This is a genomic window from Legionella donaldsonii, assembly GCF_900452385.1.
Lineage (GTDB): Bacteria > Pseudomonadota > Gammaproteobacteria > Legionellales > Legionellaceae > Tatlockia > Tatlockia donaldsonii.
On the sequence record NZ_UGOA01000001.1, the window covers coordinates 832,970 to 848,715 of the forward strand.

Here is a 15,746-nt window from a genome sequence, read left to right on the forward strand (position 1 = left end):
GCGTGTTCCACAACAAATGTCTTGCCTAATTTTAACGTCTAAAAGTTAAGGTAACCTTAAGCTGGAAAGCTAAAACAGTGCTAAAATTGATAATTCTACTAATAAAAAAATGGTTGTTTATGACAAGCAGTAATGAATCCTTGTTTATTCGAGCGTTGCAGCGGAAATCAGTTACTCGAACCCCTGTATGGTTTATGCGTCAGGCTGGCCGTTACTTGCCGGAATATCGCAAAGTTCGTGAACAAGCGGGTGATTTTCTCAATCTATGTAAAAATCCTGAGTTAGCCTGTGAAGTTACCTTGCAGCCTCTTAGGCGTTTTTCCTTGGACGCAGCCATTTTATTTTCTGATATTCTTACTATTCCTGACGCTATGGATTTAGGTCTTTATTTTGCTGAGGGGGAAGGGCCTTGCTTTAAAAGGCCAGTACAGACTATACAGGCCATAGATGCCTTACCTATTCCCAATCCTGCTGATGAGTTAGCCTATGTGATGAACGCCGTGCGCTTGATCCGCCAGGAGATGCCGAAAGAGTTGCCTTTGATTGGTTTTGCTGGCAGTCCATGGACTCTGGCTTGCTACATGGTGGAAGGAGGGAGTAGCCGTGAATTTAAGAAAGTTTTGCATTTACTCTATTCAGAGCCACACGCAGCTCACTTGCTTTTAACCAAACTTGCGCAGGCAGTTAGCCTCTATTTAGACGAACAGGTCAAAGCAGGCGTGAATGCCTTGATGATTTTTGATACCTGGGGAGGAATTCTGACTCCTGCGAACTACCGTGATTTCTCACTTCATTACATGGCGGAAATTGTTACGCAATTAAAAGCAAGGTATCCCGACATTCCCATTATCCTTTTTACCAAGGGGGGAGGTCAGTGGTTGCAGCAGATGGCAGGTACTGGTTGTGATGCGCTTGGTCTAGACTGGACAGTTGATCTCGGCAGGGCTCGGGCCCAGGTCGGTGACCAGGTTGCTTTACAAGGTAACCTTGATCCGGCTGTGTTACTAACAAATCCGGATTGTATACGTCAACAAGTGAAACAGGTTTTGGCCTCATTTGGTCAGGGAAATGGCCATGTATTTAATCTGGGTCATGGAATTACTCCGGATGTGCCCCCTGAACATGTTGCCGCAATGATAGAGGCTGTTCATGAATACAGTCCTGCTTATCACAAGGAAGCGTTCTCATGATAATAGAAAGCACTTTCAAGCCCGCTTGGTGGTTGCCAAACTCTCATGTGCAGACGATATATCCAACCCTGACTCGCCGTATTCAGGCGCCAGTTGATTTGCGCGAGCGCATTGAACTACCTGATGGCGACTTCATTGATTTGGCTTGGGCAATTAATGGCAACAATAGTAAAACACCCCTGGTTATTTTATTGCATGGTTTAGGTGGAAATGTTCAATCTTCTTATGTAGGTGGATTAATGCAAGCATTTAATCGCTATGGCTGGCGGGCTGTATTAATGCATTTCAGAGGAGCAAGTGAGGAACCGAATCGTTTGTTACGGGCTTACCATTCTGGCGATACGGAAGATATCAATTATTTACTAAACCTCTTAAAGCAGAGGGAACCCTCCAGTAAAAAAGCGGTCGTTGGGATATCACTGGGAGGTAATGTTTTACTCAAATGGCTTGGAGAACAGGGGCAACAATCTTTAATTGATGCCGCGGTGGCTGTATCGGTGCCTTTCCAATTACGTTTGGTTGCTGATCGGATTAGCCAGGGTTTTTCTCGAGTTTATCAAGGTTACTTATTGCGTCGTTTAAGACAGGTTTTTGAACAAAAGAAAAATAACTATACAGAGGATTTACCCGAGGTTTTGCAGAATATAGATAAATGGCAATGTTTTTGGACTTTTGATGAGTTTGTAACGGCGCCTATACACGGGTTTCCTAATGTTCATGCCTACTATAGAGAGTCGAGTTCTCGCCGTTATCTGCGCCATATAGCCACCCCAACCTTGATTATTCATGCACTGGATGATCCTTTTATGACACCAGAGGTTTTGCCGCAAGCAGACGAGTTATCTTCAGATATTACCCTGGAACTGAGTTCCTCCGGGGGGCATGTTGGTTTTATTAGTGGAAAATTGCCAGGAAAGCCGCTCTATTGGCTAGAACAGCGGATTCCTGATTACTTGCAAAAAATATTTGCTATTTTACATTAAATTGTTTACTGAGCTGGATCGCCATTTCTAACGATTGCTCGTAATTCAAACGAGGATCCACCAGGCTGCGATAGGCATGTTTTAGATCTTCTGCACTTAAACCACGTGCACCGCCAATACATTCAGTAACGTTATCACCGGTTAATTCAAAGTGAACTCCACCCAGATAACTACCCATTTCACGATGAATTTTAACTGCTTGCTGTAATTCTGACAGGATGTTGTCAAAATGCCTGGTTTTAATGCCATCAGATGTTGTTTCTGTATTGCCATGCATGGGATCACAAGACCAAGTTACCGGGCTTTTGGTTGCCTTAACAGTTTCAATTAAAGGAGGCAATAATTTATCAATACCTTTTGCACCTAGACGGGTAATAAGTAATAAGCGTCCTTCCTCACGATTTGGATTAATTATTTCCATCACTTCGGTCAGCCATTCTTTCGTGGCTGAAGGGCCTACTTTAATGCCAATTGGATTTTGTACACCCCGCAAAAATTCCAAATGCGCACTATCCAATTTTGCAGTCCGCATGCCAATCCAGGGTAAATGAGTTGATAAATTATACCATAGGCCATCATGCAGATGCCGGGTTAAGGCTTGTTCATAATGAAGATGCAACGCTTCATGAGAAGTAAAAAAATCAACTTTGTTAAATAGGCTATTGTTACTGGAGCCCTCAATTGCTTCAATAAAGGCTAAGGAATCAGACAACGAGCGCACAATAGCGTGGTATTCCTCGGCTTGTGGTGAGTGCTCAACGAAACGTAAATCCCAGCGCTGCGGATGGTGCAGATCTGCAAAGCCGCCATCTAATAAAGCACGAATAAAATTAAGCGTCATGGCGGCGCAGCTATAGCCTTGCAGCATCAATTTAGGATTGGGCACACGCGAGGGGGCATCAAATTGTTGTGAATTAACCAAATCGCCACGATAACTTGGCAATGTAACGCCATCGATGGTTTCGTGATCAGATGAGCGCGGTTTCGCGTATTGGCCAGCGATACGGCCTATCCTTATGATTGGTTTGCGCATCCCGTGTAACAGGATCAGGCTCATTTGTAACAAAATCTTCAGCTTATTACTGATGATATCCGAACGGCATTCATTAAAAGATTCGGCACAATCGCCCCCTTGCAGGATAAACGCTTCGCCTCGACCAGCTTTTGCAATGGCTTGCTTTAAGTTTTTTATTTCACCACTGGTCACCAGTGGTGGCAGGTTGCTTAATTGTTCAACTACTTTTGCTAATTGATTCTGATCAGGGTAATTGGCAGCTTGCTCATAAGAATGTTGTTGCCATGACATTGGCGACCACTGGTGCATAAAAAAAATCCTTTGGTTATCTATAATACTGAGTATGCGATGAATGAACACTTCTAGCAAGATTTAGTTCTTGCTAAGGACAAGATTTTGCTTCCGCAGGAAGCAGCTGGCTGGTTCGTAAAGAATTAAGCAATTTAATGGCAAACGGACTTGAAATTTTGCTGATAGCCCCCAACTATTGCCATCAAACTTATTCGGGAGTTTTTGCATGAGCGAAGATAAAAGAAAAAATTGGCATAAAATCAAAGAAAATAGTGAATTAGAAGACGAGCTCTTTGACCATGAAGACTCTGAGGATGAAGAAGACGCAAAGTCGGAGCCTGGCGAAAATGCTTTAGAGCACCCAAGTTATTCTGCGCTTGAAGAGCAACTCACCCTTGCAGAACAAAAAGCCCATGAAAACTGGGAAAAAGCAGTGCGAGCCATGGCGGAAGTAGATAATATTCGCCGGCGTGCTGAGCGTGATGTGGCTCATGCACATCGCTATAGCCTGGAAAAAATAATTAATGCGTTATTACCGGTGGTTGATAGTCTCGAGCAGGCTCTACAGCTTTGTGAAAAAGAAGGTCAGGAAGGCATGAAGGAGGGCTTGGAGTTGACTATGAAGTTGTTCATCGATGCTTTGAAAAAACATGGTGTGACGCAGATAAATCCGGAAGGAGCTCCGTTTGATCCACAAGAGCATGAAGCGATGTCGATCCAAGAGGTTCCCGGTGTTGCAGCGAATACTGTTTTAACGGTATTCCAAAAAGGCTTCAAATTAAATGATCGACTAATTCGCCCAGCAAGAGTCATTGTTGCTAAAGCGAAATAAACCTATTAATGGTTATTAGGTTACTTTATTACGGGTATAGCTTGAAATTGGCAAATTTTATCCCCATATGACAACTATTGCAGTACTAACTTTTGAGTGGAGCAAGAACAAATGGCAAAAATTATCGGAATTGACTTAGGTACAACAAATTCCTGCGTAGCAATAATGGAAGGTGATAAACCTCGTGTAATTGAAAATAGCGAAGGTTCTCGCACTACTCCTTCAATTGTTGCTTTTACCGATGATAATGAAGTATTGGTTGGGCAGTCTGCAAAGCGTCAGGCAGTGACTAACCCTAAAAAAACCCTGTTTGCAGTAAAACGATTAATCGGTCGTCGTTTTGATGATCCTATCGTACAAAAAGACATTAAAATGGTGCCTTATGAGATTGTTAAAGCAGACAATGGTGATGCCTGGGTAAGAGTAAATAATCAAGATAAAGCGCCACCACAAATCTCTGCAGAAGTTTTACGTAAAATGAAAAAAACTGCTGAAGATTATTTAGGTGAAGAAGTGAAAGAAGCAGTTATCACGGTACCTGCCTATTTCAATGATTCGCAACGCCAGGCTACCAAAGATGCTGGTCGTATTGCTGGGCTCGAAGTCAAACGTATCATCAATGAGCCAACCGCAGCGGCGCTCGCTTATGGTATGGATAAAAAACGAGGTGATTCAGTCATTGCTGTTTATGATCTTGGTGGTGGTACTTTTGATATTTCTATTATTGAAATTGCTGAGGTAGATGGCGAGCATCAATTCGAAGTATTAGCTACTAATGGTGATACGTTCCTTGGTGGGGAAGATTTTGATTTGGCATTAATAGAATACCTTGCTGCTGAATTTAAAAAAGACAGTGGGATTGATTTACACAATGATCCCTTAGCTCTGCAGCGCTTAAAAGAAGCCGCTGAGAAAGCCAAGATTGAGCTGTCTTCTACACAACAAACTGATGTGAATTTGCCTTATATTACAGCTGATGCCTCCGGGCCAAAACATTTGAATATCAAATTGACTCGCGCCAAATTGGAGTCTTTGGTTGAGAAATTGGTCGAACGTTCTATTGAGCCTTGCCGTGTAGCCCTGAAAGATGCAGGCTTGACTGTATCGCAAATCAATGAAGTGATTCTGGTTGGTGGTCAAACACGCATGCCGCTTGTGCAAAAAACGGTACAAGATTTCTTTGGCAAAGAGCCACGTAAAGATGTGAATCCTGATGAAGCTGTGGCAGTTGGTGCTGCTATTCAAGCGGCTGTTCTATCAGGGGACGTAAAAGATATTCTCTTGCTTGATGTTACCCCACTTTCTTTGGGTATCGAAACGCTGGGTGGTGTGATGACCAAGCTAATCGAGAAAAATACCACTATTCCAACTAAAGCGAATCAAGTGTTTTCAACGGCGGATGATAATCAAACGGCAGTGACAGTTCATGTGTTACAAGGGGAGCGCGAACAGGCCTCTGCCAACAAATCGCTGGGTCGTTTTGATTTAACGGATATTCCTTCAGCACCGCGTGGGGTACCGCAGATTGAGGTAACTTTCGATATCGACGCGAATGGTATCCTTAATGTTTCTGCTAAAGATAAGGCAACTGGTAAGGCGCAATCCATCGTGATTAAGGCATCCAGTGGGTTGAGTGATGCAGAAGTTGAAGCGATGGTGAAAGACGCGCAATCGCACGCAGAAGAAGATAGAAAATTCAAAGAAATGGCTGATATACGTAACCAAGCCGATAGTCTTATTCATAACAGTGAGAAATCGTTAAAGGATTTAGCGACCGAATTGTCTGATGATGAGAAAAAAGGTATAGAAACGGCTATTGCTGAATTGAAAGAAGCTGTAAAAGGTAATGACAAGGCCCACATAGAAGATAAATTAAAAATTCTAAGTGAGGCTTCTTCCAAGATGGCCGAGCGTATTTATGCGAAAAAATCAGCGGAAGGCCAGCAACAGGAAGCACCTGGTGACGCTAAAGCTCAAGAATCAACAAAAGCAGCAGATGAAGGTGTTGTCGATGCTGAGTTTGAAGAAGTTCAGGATGATAAGAAATAAAGCGTAACAAAGCACAGGACTTACGAAAAACATCGAGCTCGGAGTTTTGCGTAAGACCTATAAGAAGGTGATCGGGGTGCTTTGTGGCACTCCGTTCTTTTATGGCTACACGATAACGGTAGTCTTTAATTTTTGATGGTATTAGAGTTATGGAACAGCAGGATTATTATGAACTTCTTGGCGTTAGTCGTAATGCTGAGGAAAGCGAAATCAAAAAAGCTTATCGCAAACTGGCGATGAAATATCATCCCGACCGTAACTCTAATGATAAAGCAGCAGAAGAAAAATTTAAAGAAATACAGAAAGCCTATGCTGTGTTATCCGATCAACAAAAACGTGCTGCCTATGATCGTTTTGGGCATGCAGGTGTTGATCCTTCTATGGGTGGGGGGCATGGCGGTTTTGGTGGCTTTGGCGATGTTTTTGAAGATATTTTTGAGAATATATTTTCTGGTGGGCGTTCTGCAGGTAGACAGTCCCGGGCACAACGCGGTGCAGATTTACAATTTAATGTGCAGCTCACCTTAGAGGAGGCTGCTCTTGGCAAACAAATTGAGATCACTGTTCCTAGACATGTAGTCTGCGAGGTTTGTACAGGTTCGGGTGCTAAAAAAGGGACCACGCCAAAAACTTGTGAAACCTGTAATGGCGTAGGCCAGGTTCGTATCCAGCAAGGGTTTTTTTCTATACAACAAACCTGTCCGACTTGTCATGGGGAAGGAAAAATCGTTACTGATCCTTGTACTAATTGTCATGGGCAAGGTCGAGTCCGAGAGAGCAAAAAATTAACTGTCAAAATTCCTGCTGGTGTTGATAATGGCGATCGTGTACGTCTAGGCGGTGAAGGAGAGGCTGGTATCCATGGTGGTCCACCGGGTGATTTATACGTACAGATAAATGTTAAAACACACGCTATTTTTGAACGGCATGAAAGTGATCTGTATTGCGAAGTACCTATTAGTTTTATTACTGCAGCACTAGGCGGATCAATTGAAGTACCTACCCTGGAGGGTCGGGTTACTTTGAAGATTCCCAGCGAAACACAAACTGGAAAAACATTCCGTTTGCGTGGCAAGGGTATGAAGTCAGTGCGAGGTCATGCGACAGGCGATTTATTATGTAGCGTTGTTGTAGAAACCCCGGTGAATTTATCAAAAGAACAAAAAGAGTTGCTTACTAAATTGCAAGATTCTTTGGATAGCAGCAAGAAAACGCATTCACCGCGCTCTACTTCCTGGTTTGATGGTGTAAAAAAGTTTTTTGAAGACATGAAATTTTAACGGCTGTGCTGTACAATTGATTATTTTTATCACAGCCTGTAGGCGTTGCGTGAAGCAAACTGAGGCTTTAGGTTGAAAGACCTAGGCAGGTTGCTTCGGTAGTAACGCCCTGATTAAAGAGTCTTAATATGTTCAATAAACCTGCAATATTAGTGCTTGCCGACGGGACGACTTTTGAAGGCGTCTCTGTTGGTGCCGATGGTGACTCCGTAGGTGAATTAGTGTTTAACACAGCAATGACTGGTTATCAGGAAATGCTGACAGATCCCTCCTATGCCAAACAAATTATTACTCTAACCACCGCCCATGTTGGAAATACAGGTTGTAATCTTGAAGATATGGAGTCATCAAAGATCTGGGCTGCTGGTTTAGTGATGCGCGATTGCTCTTTGGTGGCCTCAAATTACCGCTCTGAACAATCGTTACCAGATTGGTTAAAAAAACATGGTGTTGTGGCAATTGCTGGTATAGATACACGTGACTTAACACTGCGGTTGCGTCAACACGGTGCTGTGGCCGCCTGTATTAGTACGTCGACCAATGAAACTGAACTTGCTTTAGCGAAGGCTAAAGCGTTTGCTGGTTTGGAAGGCATGGATCTGGCCTGTGAGGTATCGCGGAAAACAGTGGAACGTTGGCATGAAGGGCGCGGGGGATGGGGAGAGGCTTCTAAACCCTCTCGATTTCATGTTGTAGCCTATGATTTTGGTGTGAAACATACTATTTTGCGTATTCTCCATGATAAAGGCTGTCATGTAACGATTGTACCGGCTAAAACTTCGGCTGAAGAGGCACTGGCACTGAATCCTGATGGCATCTTTTTATCTAATGGGCCAGGTGATCCATTGGCTTGTGATTATGCAATTGCAGCAACTAAAAAATTTCTCGATGCGAATGTACCGGTTTTTGGAATTTGTTTAGGTTTTCAAATACTGGGTTTGGCCTGTGGTGCAAAATCACTTAAAATGAAATTTGGCCATCATGGTGCTAACCATCCGGTAATCGAGACTGATGGACTTAAACGAGTTCTAATTACTAGTCAAAATCATGGTTTTGCAATTGATGAAGATTCTTTGCCGGATTGCCTAGAAGTCACACACCGTTCTTTATTTGATCAGAGCTTACAAGGAATCAGGCATAAGCATAAGCCAGCCTTTGGTTTTCAAGGTCATCCGGAAGCTAGTCCCGGGCCGCATGATATTGAAGCCATTTTTGAGCAGTTTATGGCAATGATGAGTTAAATTTAATGAGTATACAAGGGGATAAAGTGAGTGATTTTCATGTTTTTACCTCAGAATCAGTTTCTGAGGGGCATCCAGATAAGATCGCCGATCAAATATCTGATGCTATTTTGGATGCTATTTTAGCTAAAGATCCTAAAGCCCGTGTGGCTTGTGAAACCTTTGTTAAAACCGGTATGGTTTTAGTGGGTGGTGAAATTACGACTACTGCGTGGGTTGATGTTGATGAAATTACTCGTGCGGTGATTAAAGACATTGGCTACAACAGTTCAGAGATGGGATTTGATTGGGCTTCATGTGCAGTCTTATCAGCAATTGGCAAGCAATCTCCTGACATAGCCCAAGGAGTAGATAACCAACAGACTAAAATTCTTGGCGCAGGCGATCAAGGCATGATGTTTGGTTATGCCAGCAAGGAAACAGACGTATATATGCCGGCACCTATTGCCTACTCGCATCGCTTAATGAGAAAACAGGCCAGTCTTCGTAAAGAAAATAAGCTGCCCTGGTTACGCCCAGATGCGAAATGTCAATTAACTATGCGCTATGAGCAGGGACAACCTGTTGCTGTGGATACCATCGTATTTTCTACTCAGCATTCTCCCGATATTAGTCATCAGGAGTTAACTGAAGCGGTTAGAGAAGAAATTATTAAACCGATATTGCCTGCTGAGTGGTTATTGCCTAAAACGCGTTACTTTATTAATCCAACAGGACGTTTCGTCATTGGTGGCCCCCTTGGAGATTGTGGTTTAACGGGGCGTAAGATCATAGTTGATACCTATGGTGGTATGGCACGCCATGGCGGTGGTTGCTTCTCTGGTAAAGATCCTTCTAAAGTGGATCGATCTGCTGCCTATGCTGCGCGTCATGTGGCAAAAAATATTGTAGCGGCTGGTTTGGCAGACAAATGTGAAGTCCAGGTATCCTACGCTATCGGTGTTGCAGAGCCAACCTCTATCAGTGTGGATACTTTTGGTACTGGCCATCTGACTAATTCAGAAATTATTGAATTGATTAATACTCATTTTGATTTAACCCCACAGGGTATTATCGATCATCATAATTTATTACGTCCTATCTATAGGCAAACTGCTGCTTACGGACACTATGGACGCGAAGATTTACCTTGGGAGCGTTTAGATAAAGTGGCTGCTTTAAGTAAAGCCTTATGACCTTAACGCCCTAATAGTTGATTAGGGTTTGTTGACTTCTGTTGTCTTGGCCGAAAAGTATTGGTTTTCTGCGCTTCACCGCTCGCAAATCAATACTCTCGACTTAGGCTGGCGAGATCTCAACAGCCCCTGGTTGAAGGATCGATTGAGAGGACAAACTCATGACACAGATGGATACTGTTGTAACAAAAAATCACGCAACCCAAGATTATAAAGTTGCTGATCTGTCTTTAGCGGCCTGGGGGCGAAAAGAAATCGCCATTGCAGAAACAGAAATGCCGGGTTTGATGGCTTTGCGGAAGGAGTTCGCTACCGAAAAACCACTGCGAGGTGCACGTATTGCAGGTTGTTTGCATATGACAATTCAAACGGCTGTTTTGATCGAAACCTTGCTTGCTCTGGGAGCGGAAGTTCGTTGGTCATCATGCAATATCTTTTCAACGCAGAATCATGCTGCAGCCGCCATGGCGGCTGCAGGTATACCCGTATTTGCCTGGAAGGGTGAAACGGAAGATGAATATTGGTGGTGCGTAGAGCAAACGTTGCGTGGCCCCAATGACTGGTCACCCAATTTGCTACTCGATGATGGCGGTGATTTAACCCAGATTATCCATGAAAAATACCCATCCATGTTGGCGGCAATTAAGGGCGTATCTGAAGAAACGACAACTGGCGTAGCAAGACTTTACGACATGGCTAAAAAAGGCCAATTGGGAATGCCTGCTATTAATGTCAATGACTCAGTAACCAAATCTAAATTTGATAATCTTTACGGCTGTCGTGAATCACTTCTAGATGGCATTAAGCGCGCAACAGATGTGATGATAGCGGGAAAGGTAGCACTGGTTCTTGGTTATGGGGATGTAGGTAAAGGCTGTGCGCAAGCGCTGCGAGGTCAGGGTGCCTCGGTATGGATTAGTGAGATTGATCCAATTTGTGCGTTGCAAGCAGCCATGGAAGGGTATCGAGTCGTTAGACTGGATGAGGTCGCTGAGCAGGTTGATATCGTTATTACAGCGACAGGTAATTACCACGTGGTCAAACATGAGCATATGGTACGGATGCGGAATCAAGCTATTCTATGCAATATAGGCCATTTTGATTCAGAAATTGATATCCAGAGTTTACGTGGATATCAATGGGAAAATATTAAGCCTCAAGTTGATCATGTGATTTTCCCCGATGGTAAGCGGTTGATTATTCTTGCTGAAGGGCGTTTGGTCAATTTGGGTTGTGCCACCGGGCACCCCAGTTTTGTTATGTCTACCTCTTTTACAAATCAGGTTTTGGCGCAAATAGAATTATTTCAACATACTCAACACTATGACAAGCAGGTCTATGTTCTCCCCAAACATCTGGATGAAAAAGTCGCGCGTTTACATTTAGACCGTATTGGTGCAAAACTGACACAGTTAACTAAGGAGCAGGCAAATTATCTCGGTGTTCCCATTGATGGTCCTTACAAACCTGAATACTATCGCTATTAGATAAGACGAGTAGCAACCCAAGAGACACCAAAATAAATAGACATGTAAGTCAGTGGTCTTGTTGTCACAACGCTTATTCTCTTACATACTTATTTGTTGAATTAGAGCAAAAGGAGTAGGATAGATGCGTTGTCAAGGATTGATAGGATTAGTACTTTTTTCTTTTATTCATCTGGTTGCTGCTGAAGAAGCTGCTATAAGGGTTATTGTAAAATATAAACAACCTTTAGCAGTATCTTCTTTGCGAGCTTTACTAAGTCAAACTGCCCATTTGCCTATCTACTCATTAACACCTATTGCAGGTGGCGCTTATACGTTAGTCTTTAATGATAAAAACTTACCGAAAACTGCTCTCAAAAAAATGGATAGCACTGCAAGGATTCTTGACCAACTCCGTAAAAATCCAAATATAATTTATGCCGTTAAAGACAGAGTAGGTTATTTCAAACCGGTTCCTAATCCTCAATCAATGCGCTTAACGCCAATGCTTTCTCATGAATTGCAATGGGATGAGTTTTCACCCCCGGCGGGTATGATGTTGGAATCTGCACCAGGACGCCGAGATGGTGCCTGGGCTTATAGTACTGGCCTGGCAAGAAATCCAGTGATTGTTGCTGTCTTGGATACCGGTATTACCCTTAATGACAGTTTGGTTAATAACTTGGTTAAAGATACTGCAGGGAATATTTGGGGATGGAATTTTGCTGCAAATAATAACAATGTTCTTGATGAAACGGGTACTTACCATGGCACTCATGTAGCAGGGATTATTGCTGGTTATGGCGATGTCATGATGGGAGTTGGTGAGAATCTGAAAATTTTACCGGTTAAAATTCCTGACGCAACAGGGATGTTTTACGAAAGTCAGGTGATTAATGCCATATACTGGTCTGTGGGAGGACGTGTACCTGGAGCGCCGATTAACCCCTATCCCGCTAAAGTACTCAATATGAGTTTTGGTGTTGATGAACGTCCTGGCAAGGAAATTGACCATTGTGATGCGGCCTTACAGGATGCTTTGTTATTTGTACGCCAACAAGGCGCGGTTATTACTGCTGCTGCAGGTAATGATAATCGCTGGGAGCATTATAATGCACCCGCTGCGTGTAATGGGACTATGAAGATTGCGGCTACAGGACCAGAAGGTTTGCGTGCTTACTATTCCAATTATGGGCCGAGCGTCAGTTTTTCTGCTCCTGGAGGGGATCTGCGTTATGGTAGGGAAGGTGGTATTCTTTCCACGGTTAACCCCGGTGGTGGTTATCAAGGCTCGGGTTTTGATTTCTACCAGGGAAGCAGTATGGCCTCACCCCATGCAGCAGGTGTAGCGGGTTTAATTTTTGCAATTAGAGAGGGAGAAATATTACCAGAACAGGTAGAGCAAATTCTTTATGCAACGACCCATGACTTTGGGAAAAGTAACGATAGCAATAAATCTTGCGTCGGTGAAAAGCCTTGTGGGCATGGAATTTTAGATGCTGAGAAAGCTGTTAAAGCCACATTAGCCAATTTTGACAGGATTATTACTGTTCCAACAGCCAATGGATTAACTCTTTCATCTTGTGGCAGAAATACTTATCAACCTGCCGTTACCGTTCTAAATACTGGTACAAAGAAAGAGCCAACAGAATGGTTGCAAATGACGTCAGCTTGTCAGCAGAAAAAAGAATACGCCCGTATACAACTACAAACGAATGGGGACGAAATAATTGTGAACTATGGGGCGGTAAGTTACCGTTTAAATAATTCAGGATTTACCCATTGCCAGCTCATTGGTAAACAGGGTGTAGGCTGTTATCGCTAATACAAACGATAGTTATGATGGTGCAACGTTGTCTGATCCCTTTGTTTACTATTCCTGTCGTTAACTAGTTCGACAGTCTATACACATGGTTATCCACAGATTTTGTGGATAAACCATGAGATCGAAACAAAAAGGAAAAACAATTTAGTCTTTTAAATACAAGGTTTTTTTGGAAGTAAAGCGTTTTATTAACAAATAAAAATAGGGGAAGGCTAAAAATTATCCACAGGATAGGAGGCCGGTAATAAATTTTACCAAGACCGTGATCATAACAAATAAATAATAAAAAAACAGTCTTGACTTGCTCTATTATTTAGGATTCAGGGAGGTCTCAGGAATTTGAATAACAAAAGCTAATGGCACTGCTTTAGAGAGAGTTAATAGAGGGTATTCTTGTCACGGTTCTTGTTTTTAGGTGGATGCCTCGTAAGATGTTTTAGGCTTCTTAAATGAGTTAAGCATGCACACCACATCATTAACCTGGCTTCCTTCTTTTTGCCCTGTAAGCCGGACAAGAAATACGCTCTATTGATTATAAAATAACCTTAATGCCTATTAGGAGGCAATAGATCAATTGTTAAATAATAGAAAATTTTTAACTTAATAATAACTAATCAGCTATGTTCACTTTTTCGTTCGTGCTTCTGATTCTTCATTAAATGCCCCGATCTTGGATTTTAGTTGATTCCCTTTTTATGGAGCAGGAACGGATGCTTGTGCATAAAATGGATTGTCATATTCAGTTCCATTTTTGGTGATATAGCTGATTATTTGTTCGGCTGGCAACGAGATGGCAAGTGTATGGCATTTGTCTCTCAAGTCTGCTTCACTTAAGGTGCTTCCAGTTTCAGAAGTAGTGGGGAGAGTAATTTTATAGCAGCCATGAGCTTTTGTATCCGCATGTAAATCTGCACGGGATTGGTAAAAATTTCTATAGACGTTTGTCGGTTTTTCAATCCATCTCCAACTGTTGTATTCACCAAGGTCGTGGCCAGGATCAATTGCTTCGAAGATAGGTGTATAAAATACTAGTTCCCGATTGTTATTTTTTAGTCCGAAAAACGAAGGCATGGTGAGTTTCTCCTGTATCAGCATCTTGAGGTTTATTCATTTTTGTAAAGAAATCTAAAAGAAACAGCCTGTTAATATTTTATTCATGTTTTACCTGTATAGTACAGTCTTATTCTCATTAAATCATACATAGAATCATGACAACAGTACTGGATCAAATTAATCATGAACTCTTAGGGAGAGTAAAACCTAAGAAATCATTTACCTTGTTTAGTGATACAGAGTCTGATTTTTTCAGTGCTCTCCATAAGCAGCTTAATTTAAGTAATGATATGGCCATTCATGATTTACTGAAAGCAATCGCTATACTAGAGAGTATTCAAGCGTTTAAAAATTATTTAGATAAAGAGAGATATCGTACCCTGGATGATTTAAAGAGTTTGAAACTTGATATTCCTAAACAGGCTGTTTTTTCGGGTCGATCTAAGGTTTCTCCGGCTCTTTTCCCTATGTTGACAAAAATCCATGATTGTCTTTTTTCTGCCTACGAATTAGCTTATTTTCATGCTCGCGGTGAATTGCCAGTAAATCAAGTTGATTATCATCAAGTAATGATAGAGGAGTCGCAAAAATTTAATGAAATGAGTTTGACGACTAAACAGGCAGTGTTACCTGATGGGGCAACCATTGTTAAAGATGTGGCTAGGGGTAGTGTCACTATCGCTGGGCAAAAAATACTAACTGAGGATTCCTCTGATCCTTCGGCTATTATTGCTGCAATTGAATCATTGACCGGTGATAAAATCACCACGCCAGGTTCGAATGCTAACAAAATATTTAACTTCGGTGGTCAATTTTTGCAAGGAACCCTTTTACAAGAATTTTGTAGTACAGCCATGTTAGTTGGTAAGAAAATTGTAGGACTCGAGTCTGGTTATACCAAAGGCGCGATTAACTGGACTAAGGATGTAACAACGGGTGAATTTGTTGCACAAGTAAAACTTGAAGTGTTAACTTGTAGTTATGTCAATCATCAAAACAAAAAAGAAGCACCAAAACTCTATGCGATTGCTGCGGACGGCCACTCTTTATTAGACGTGGATGCTGAGGCGGTTGAAAATATTATGCAACGGGCTAAATCCGAGTTAAATGGAAGTACTGTCAATGACATGGTTCCGATTGCTGAAATAGACGCGGTGATTCGCCTGGTGCCACAGCCCTATAAATTACCACAACAACATTTTATGAAAGTCGAAACTGCTTCTATACACTACAATACTGCCGATATGGTATCGACAAAAGAAAGAGGATTGTTAGCAGAACTTGTCATAGAACACACTAGCAGCTCTGTTACTGCTACGACAGGTTTCTAATCGTTTAGTCGATGG

Annotated in this window: 12 protein-coding genes and 1 other RNA gene; 10 read left to right on the forward strand and 3 right to left on the reverse strand. The window is 42.3% G+C overall.

The window, feature by feature from the left end:
• Positions 1 to 119 precede the first annotated feature (119 nt).
• Both hemE and DYC89_RS03935 read left to right on the forward strand, forming a co-directional pair.
• Entirely contained in the window at positions 120 to 1,190 is a 1,071-nt protein-coding gene (hemE, locus tag DYC89_RS03930) for a uroporphyrinogen decarboxylase (RefSeq protein WP_115220595.1), read from the forward strand.
• Positions 1,187 to 2,173 carry a hydrolase gene (locus DYC89_RS03935; protein ID WP_115220596.1) on the forward strand — a complete coding sequence of 329 codons (987 nt, stop codon included), beginning with the start codon at positions 1,187 to 1,189 and terminating at the stop codon, positions 2,171 to 2,173. The genes hemE and DYC89_RS03935 overlap by 4 nt, the downstream gene beginning before the upstream one ends.
• Here DYC89_RS03935 and DYC89_RS03940 read toward each other — a convergent pair.
• Positions 2,160 to 3,497 (reverse strand): 3-deoxy-7-phosphoheptulonate synthase class II, encoded by a 1,338-nt coding sequence (locus DYC89_RS03940; protein WP_115220597.1) that lies wholly within the window; start codon positions 3,495 to 3,497, stop codon positions 2,160 to 2,162. The genes DYC89_RS03935 and DYC89_RS03940 overlap by 14 nt on opposite strands.
• A 208-nt stretch (positions 3,498 to 3,705) precedes the next feature.
• On the opposite strand from DYC89_RS03940, the gene grpE reads away from it, so the two are divergent.
• The 7 genes from grpE (at position 3,706) to DYC89_RS03975 (ending at position 13,347) form a co-directional block, all read left to right on the forward strand.
• On the forward strand, positions 3,706 to 4,311 hold the full coding sequence (gene grpE, locus DYC89_RS03945; RefSeq protein WP_115220598.1) for a nucleotide exchange factor GrpE: 606 nt from the start codon (positions 3,706 to 3,708) through the stop codon (positions 4,309 to 4,311).
• 111 nt (positions 4,312 to 4,422) lie between these two features.
• Positions 4,423 to 6,360 carry a molecular chaperone DnaK gene (dnaK, locus tag DYC89_RS03950; RefSeq protein ID WP_115220599.1) on the forward strand — a complete coding sequence of 646 codons (1,938 nt, stop codon included), beginning with the start codon at positions 4,423 to 4,425 and terminating at the stop codon, positions 6,358 to 6,360.
• A 149-nt stretch (positions 6,361 to 6,509) separates the two neighbouring features.
• A complete protein-coding gene (gene dnaJ / locus DYC89_RS03955; RefSeq protein WP_115220600.1) occupies positions 6,510 to 7,640 on the forward strand; it encodes a molecular chaperone DnaJ in 1,131 nt (376 codons plus the stop codon).
• Between the two features lie 128 nt (positions 7,641 to 7,768).
• Complete coding sequence (carA, locus tag DYC89_RS03960) at positions 7,769 to 8,881, forward strand: glutamine-hydrolyzing carbamoyl-phosphate synthase small subunit (RefSeq protein ID WP_115220601.1); 1,113 nt, start codon at positions 7,769 to 7,771, stop codon at positions 8,879 to 8,881.
• A 26-nt stretch (positions 8,882 to 8,907) separates the two neighbouring features.
• On the forward strand, positions 8,908 to 10,056 hold the full coding sequence (metK, locus tag DYC89_RS03965) for a methionine adenosyltransferase (protein WP_115222645.1): 1,149 nt from the start codon (positions 8,908 to 8,910) through the stop codon (positions 10,054 to 10,056).
• A gap of 170 nt (positions 10,057 to 10,226) precedes the next feature.
• Positions 10,227 to 11,543 carry an adenosylhomocysteinase gene (ahcY, locus tag DYC89_RS03970; RefSeq protein ID WP_220271785.1) on the forward strand — a complete coding sequence of 439 codons (1,317 nt, stop codon included), beginning with the start codon at positions 10,227 to 10,229 and terminating at the stop codon, positions 11,541 to 11,543.
• Positions 11,544 to 11,667: 124 nt separating this feature from the next.
• On the forward strand, positions 11,668 to 13,347 hold the full coding sequence (locus DYC89_RS03975) for a S8 family peptidase (RefSeq protein ID WP_115220603.1): 1,680 nt from the start codon (positions 11,668 to 11,670) through the stop codon (positions 13,345 to 13,347).
• A 375-nt stretch (positions 13,348 to 13,722) separates the two neighbouring features.
• Here DYC89_RS03975 and ssrS read toward each other — a convergent pair.
• A non-coding RNA gene (gene ssrS / locus DYC89_RS16925) (6S RNA) lies at positions 13,723 to 13,880 on the reverse strand.
• Positions 13,881 to 14,040: 160 nt separating this feature from the next.
• Positions 14,041 to 14,418 (reverse strand): hypothetical protein, encoded by a 378-nt coding sequence (locus DYC89_RS03985; protein WP_115220604.1) that lies wholly within the window; start codon positions 14,416 to 14,418, stop codon positions 14,041 to 14,043.
• 137 nt (positions 14,419 to 14,555) lie between these two features.
• Between DYC89_RS03985 and DYC89_RS03990 the strand changes: the two genes are divergently transcribed.
• Positions 14,556 to 15,731, forward strand: coding sequence for a hypothetical protein (locus tag DYC89_RS03990; RefSeq protein WP_115220605.1), 1,176 nt, complete (start codon positions 14,556 to 14,558; stop codon positions 15,729 to 15,731).
• Positions 15,732 to 15,746 lie beyond the last annotated feature (15 nt).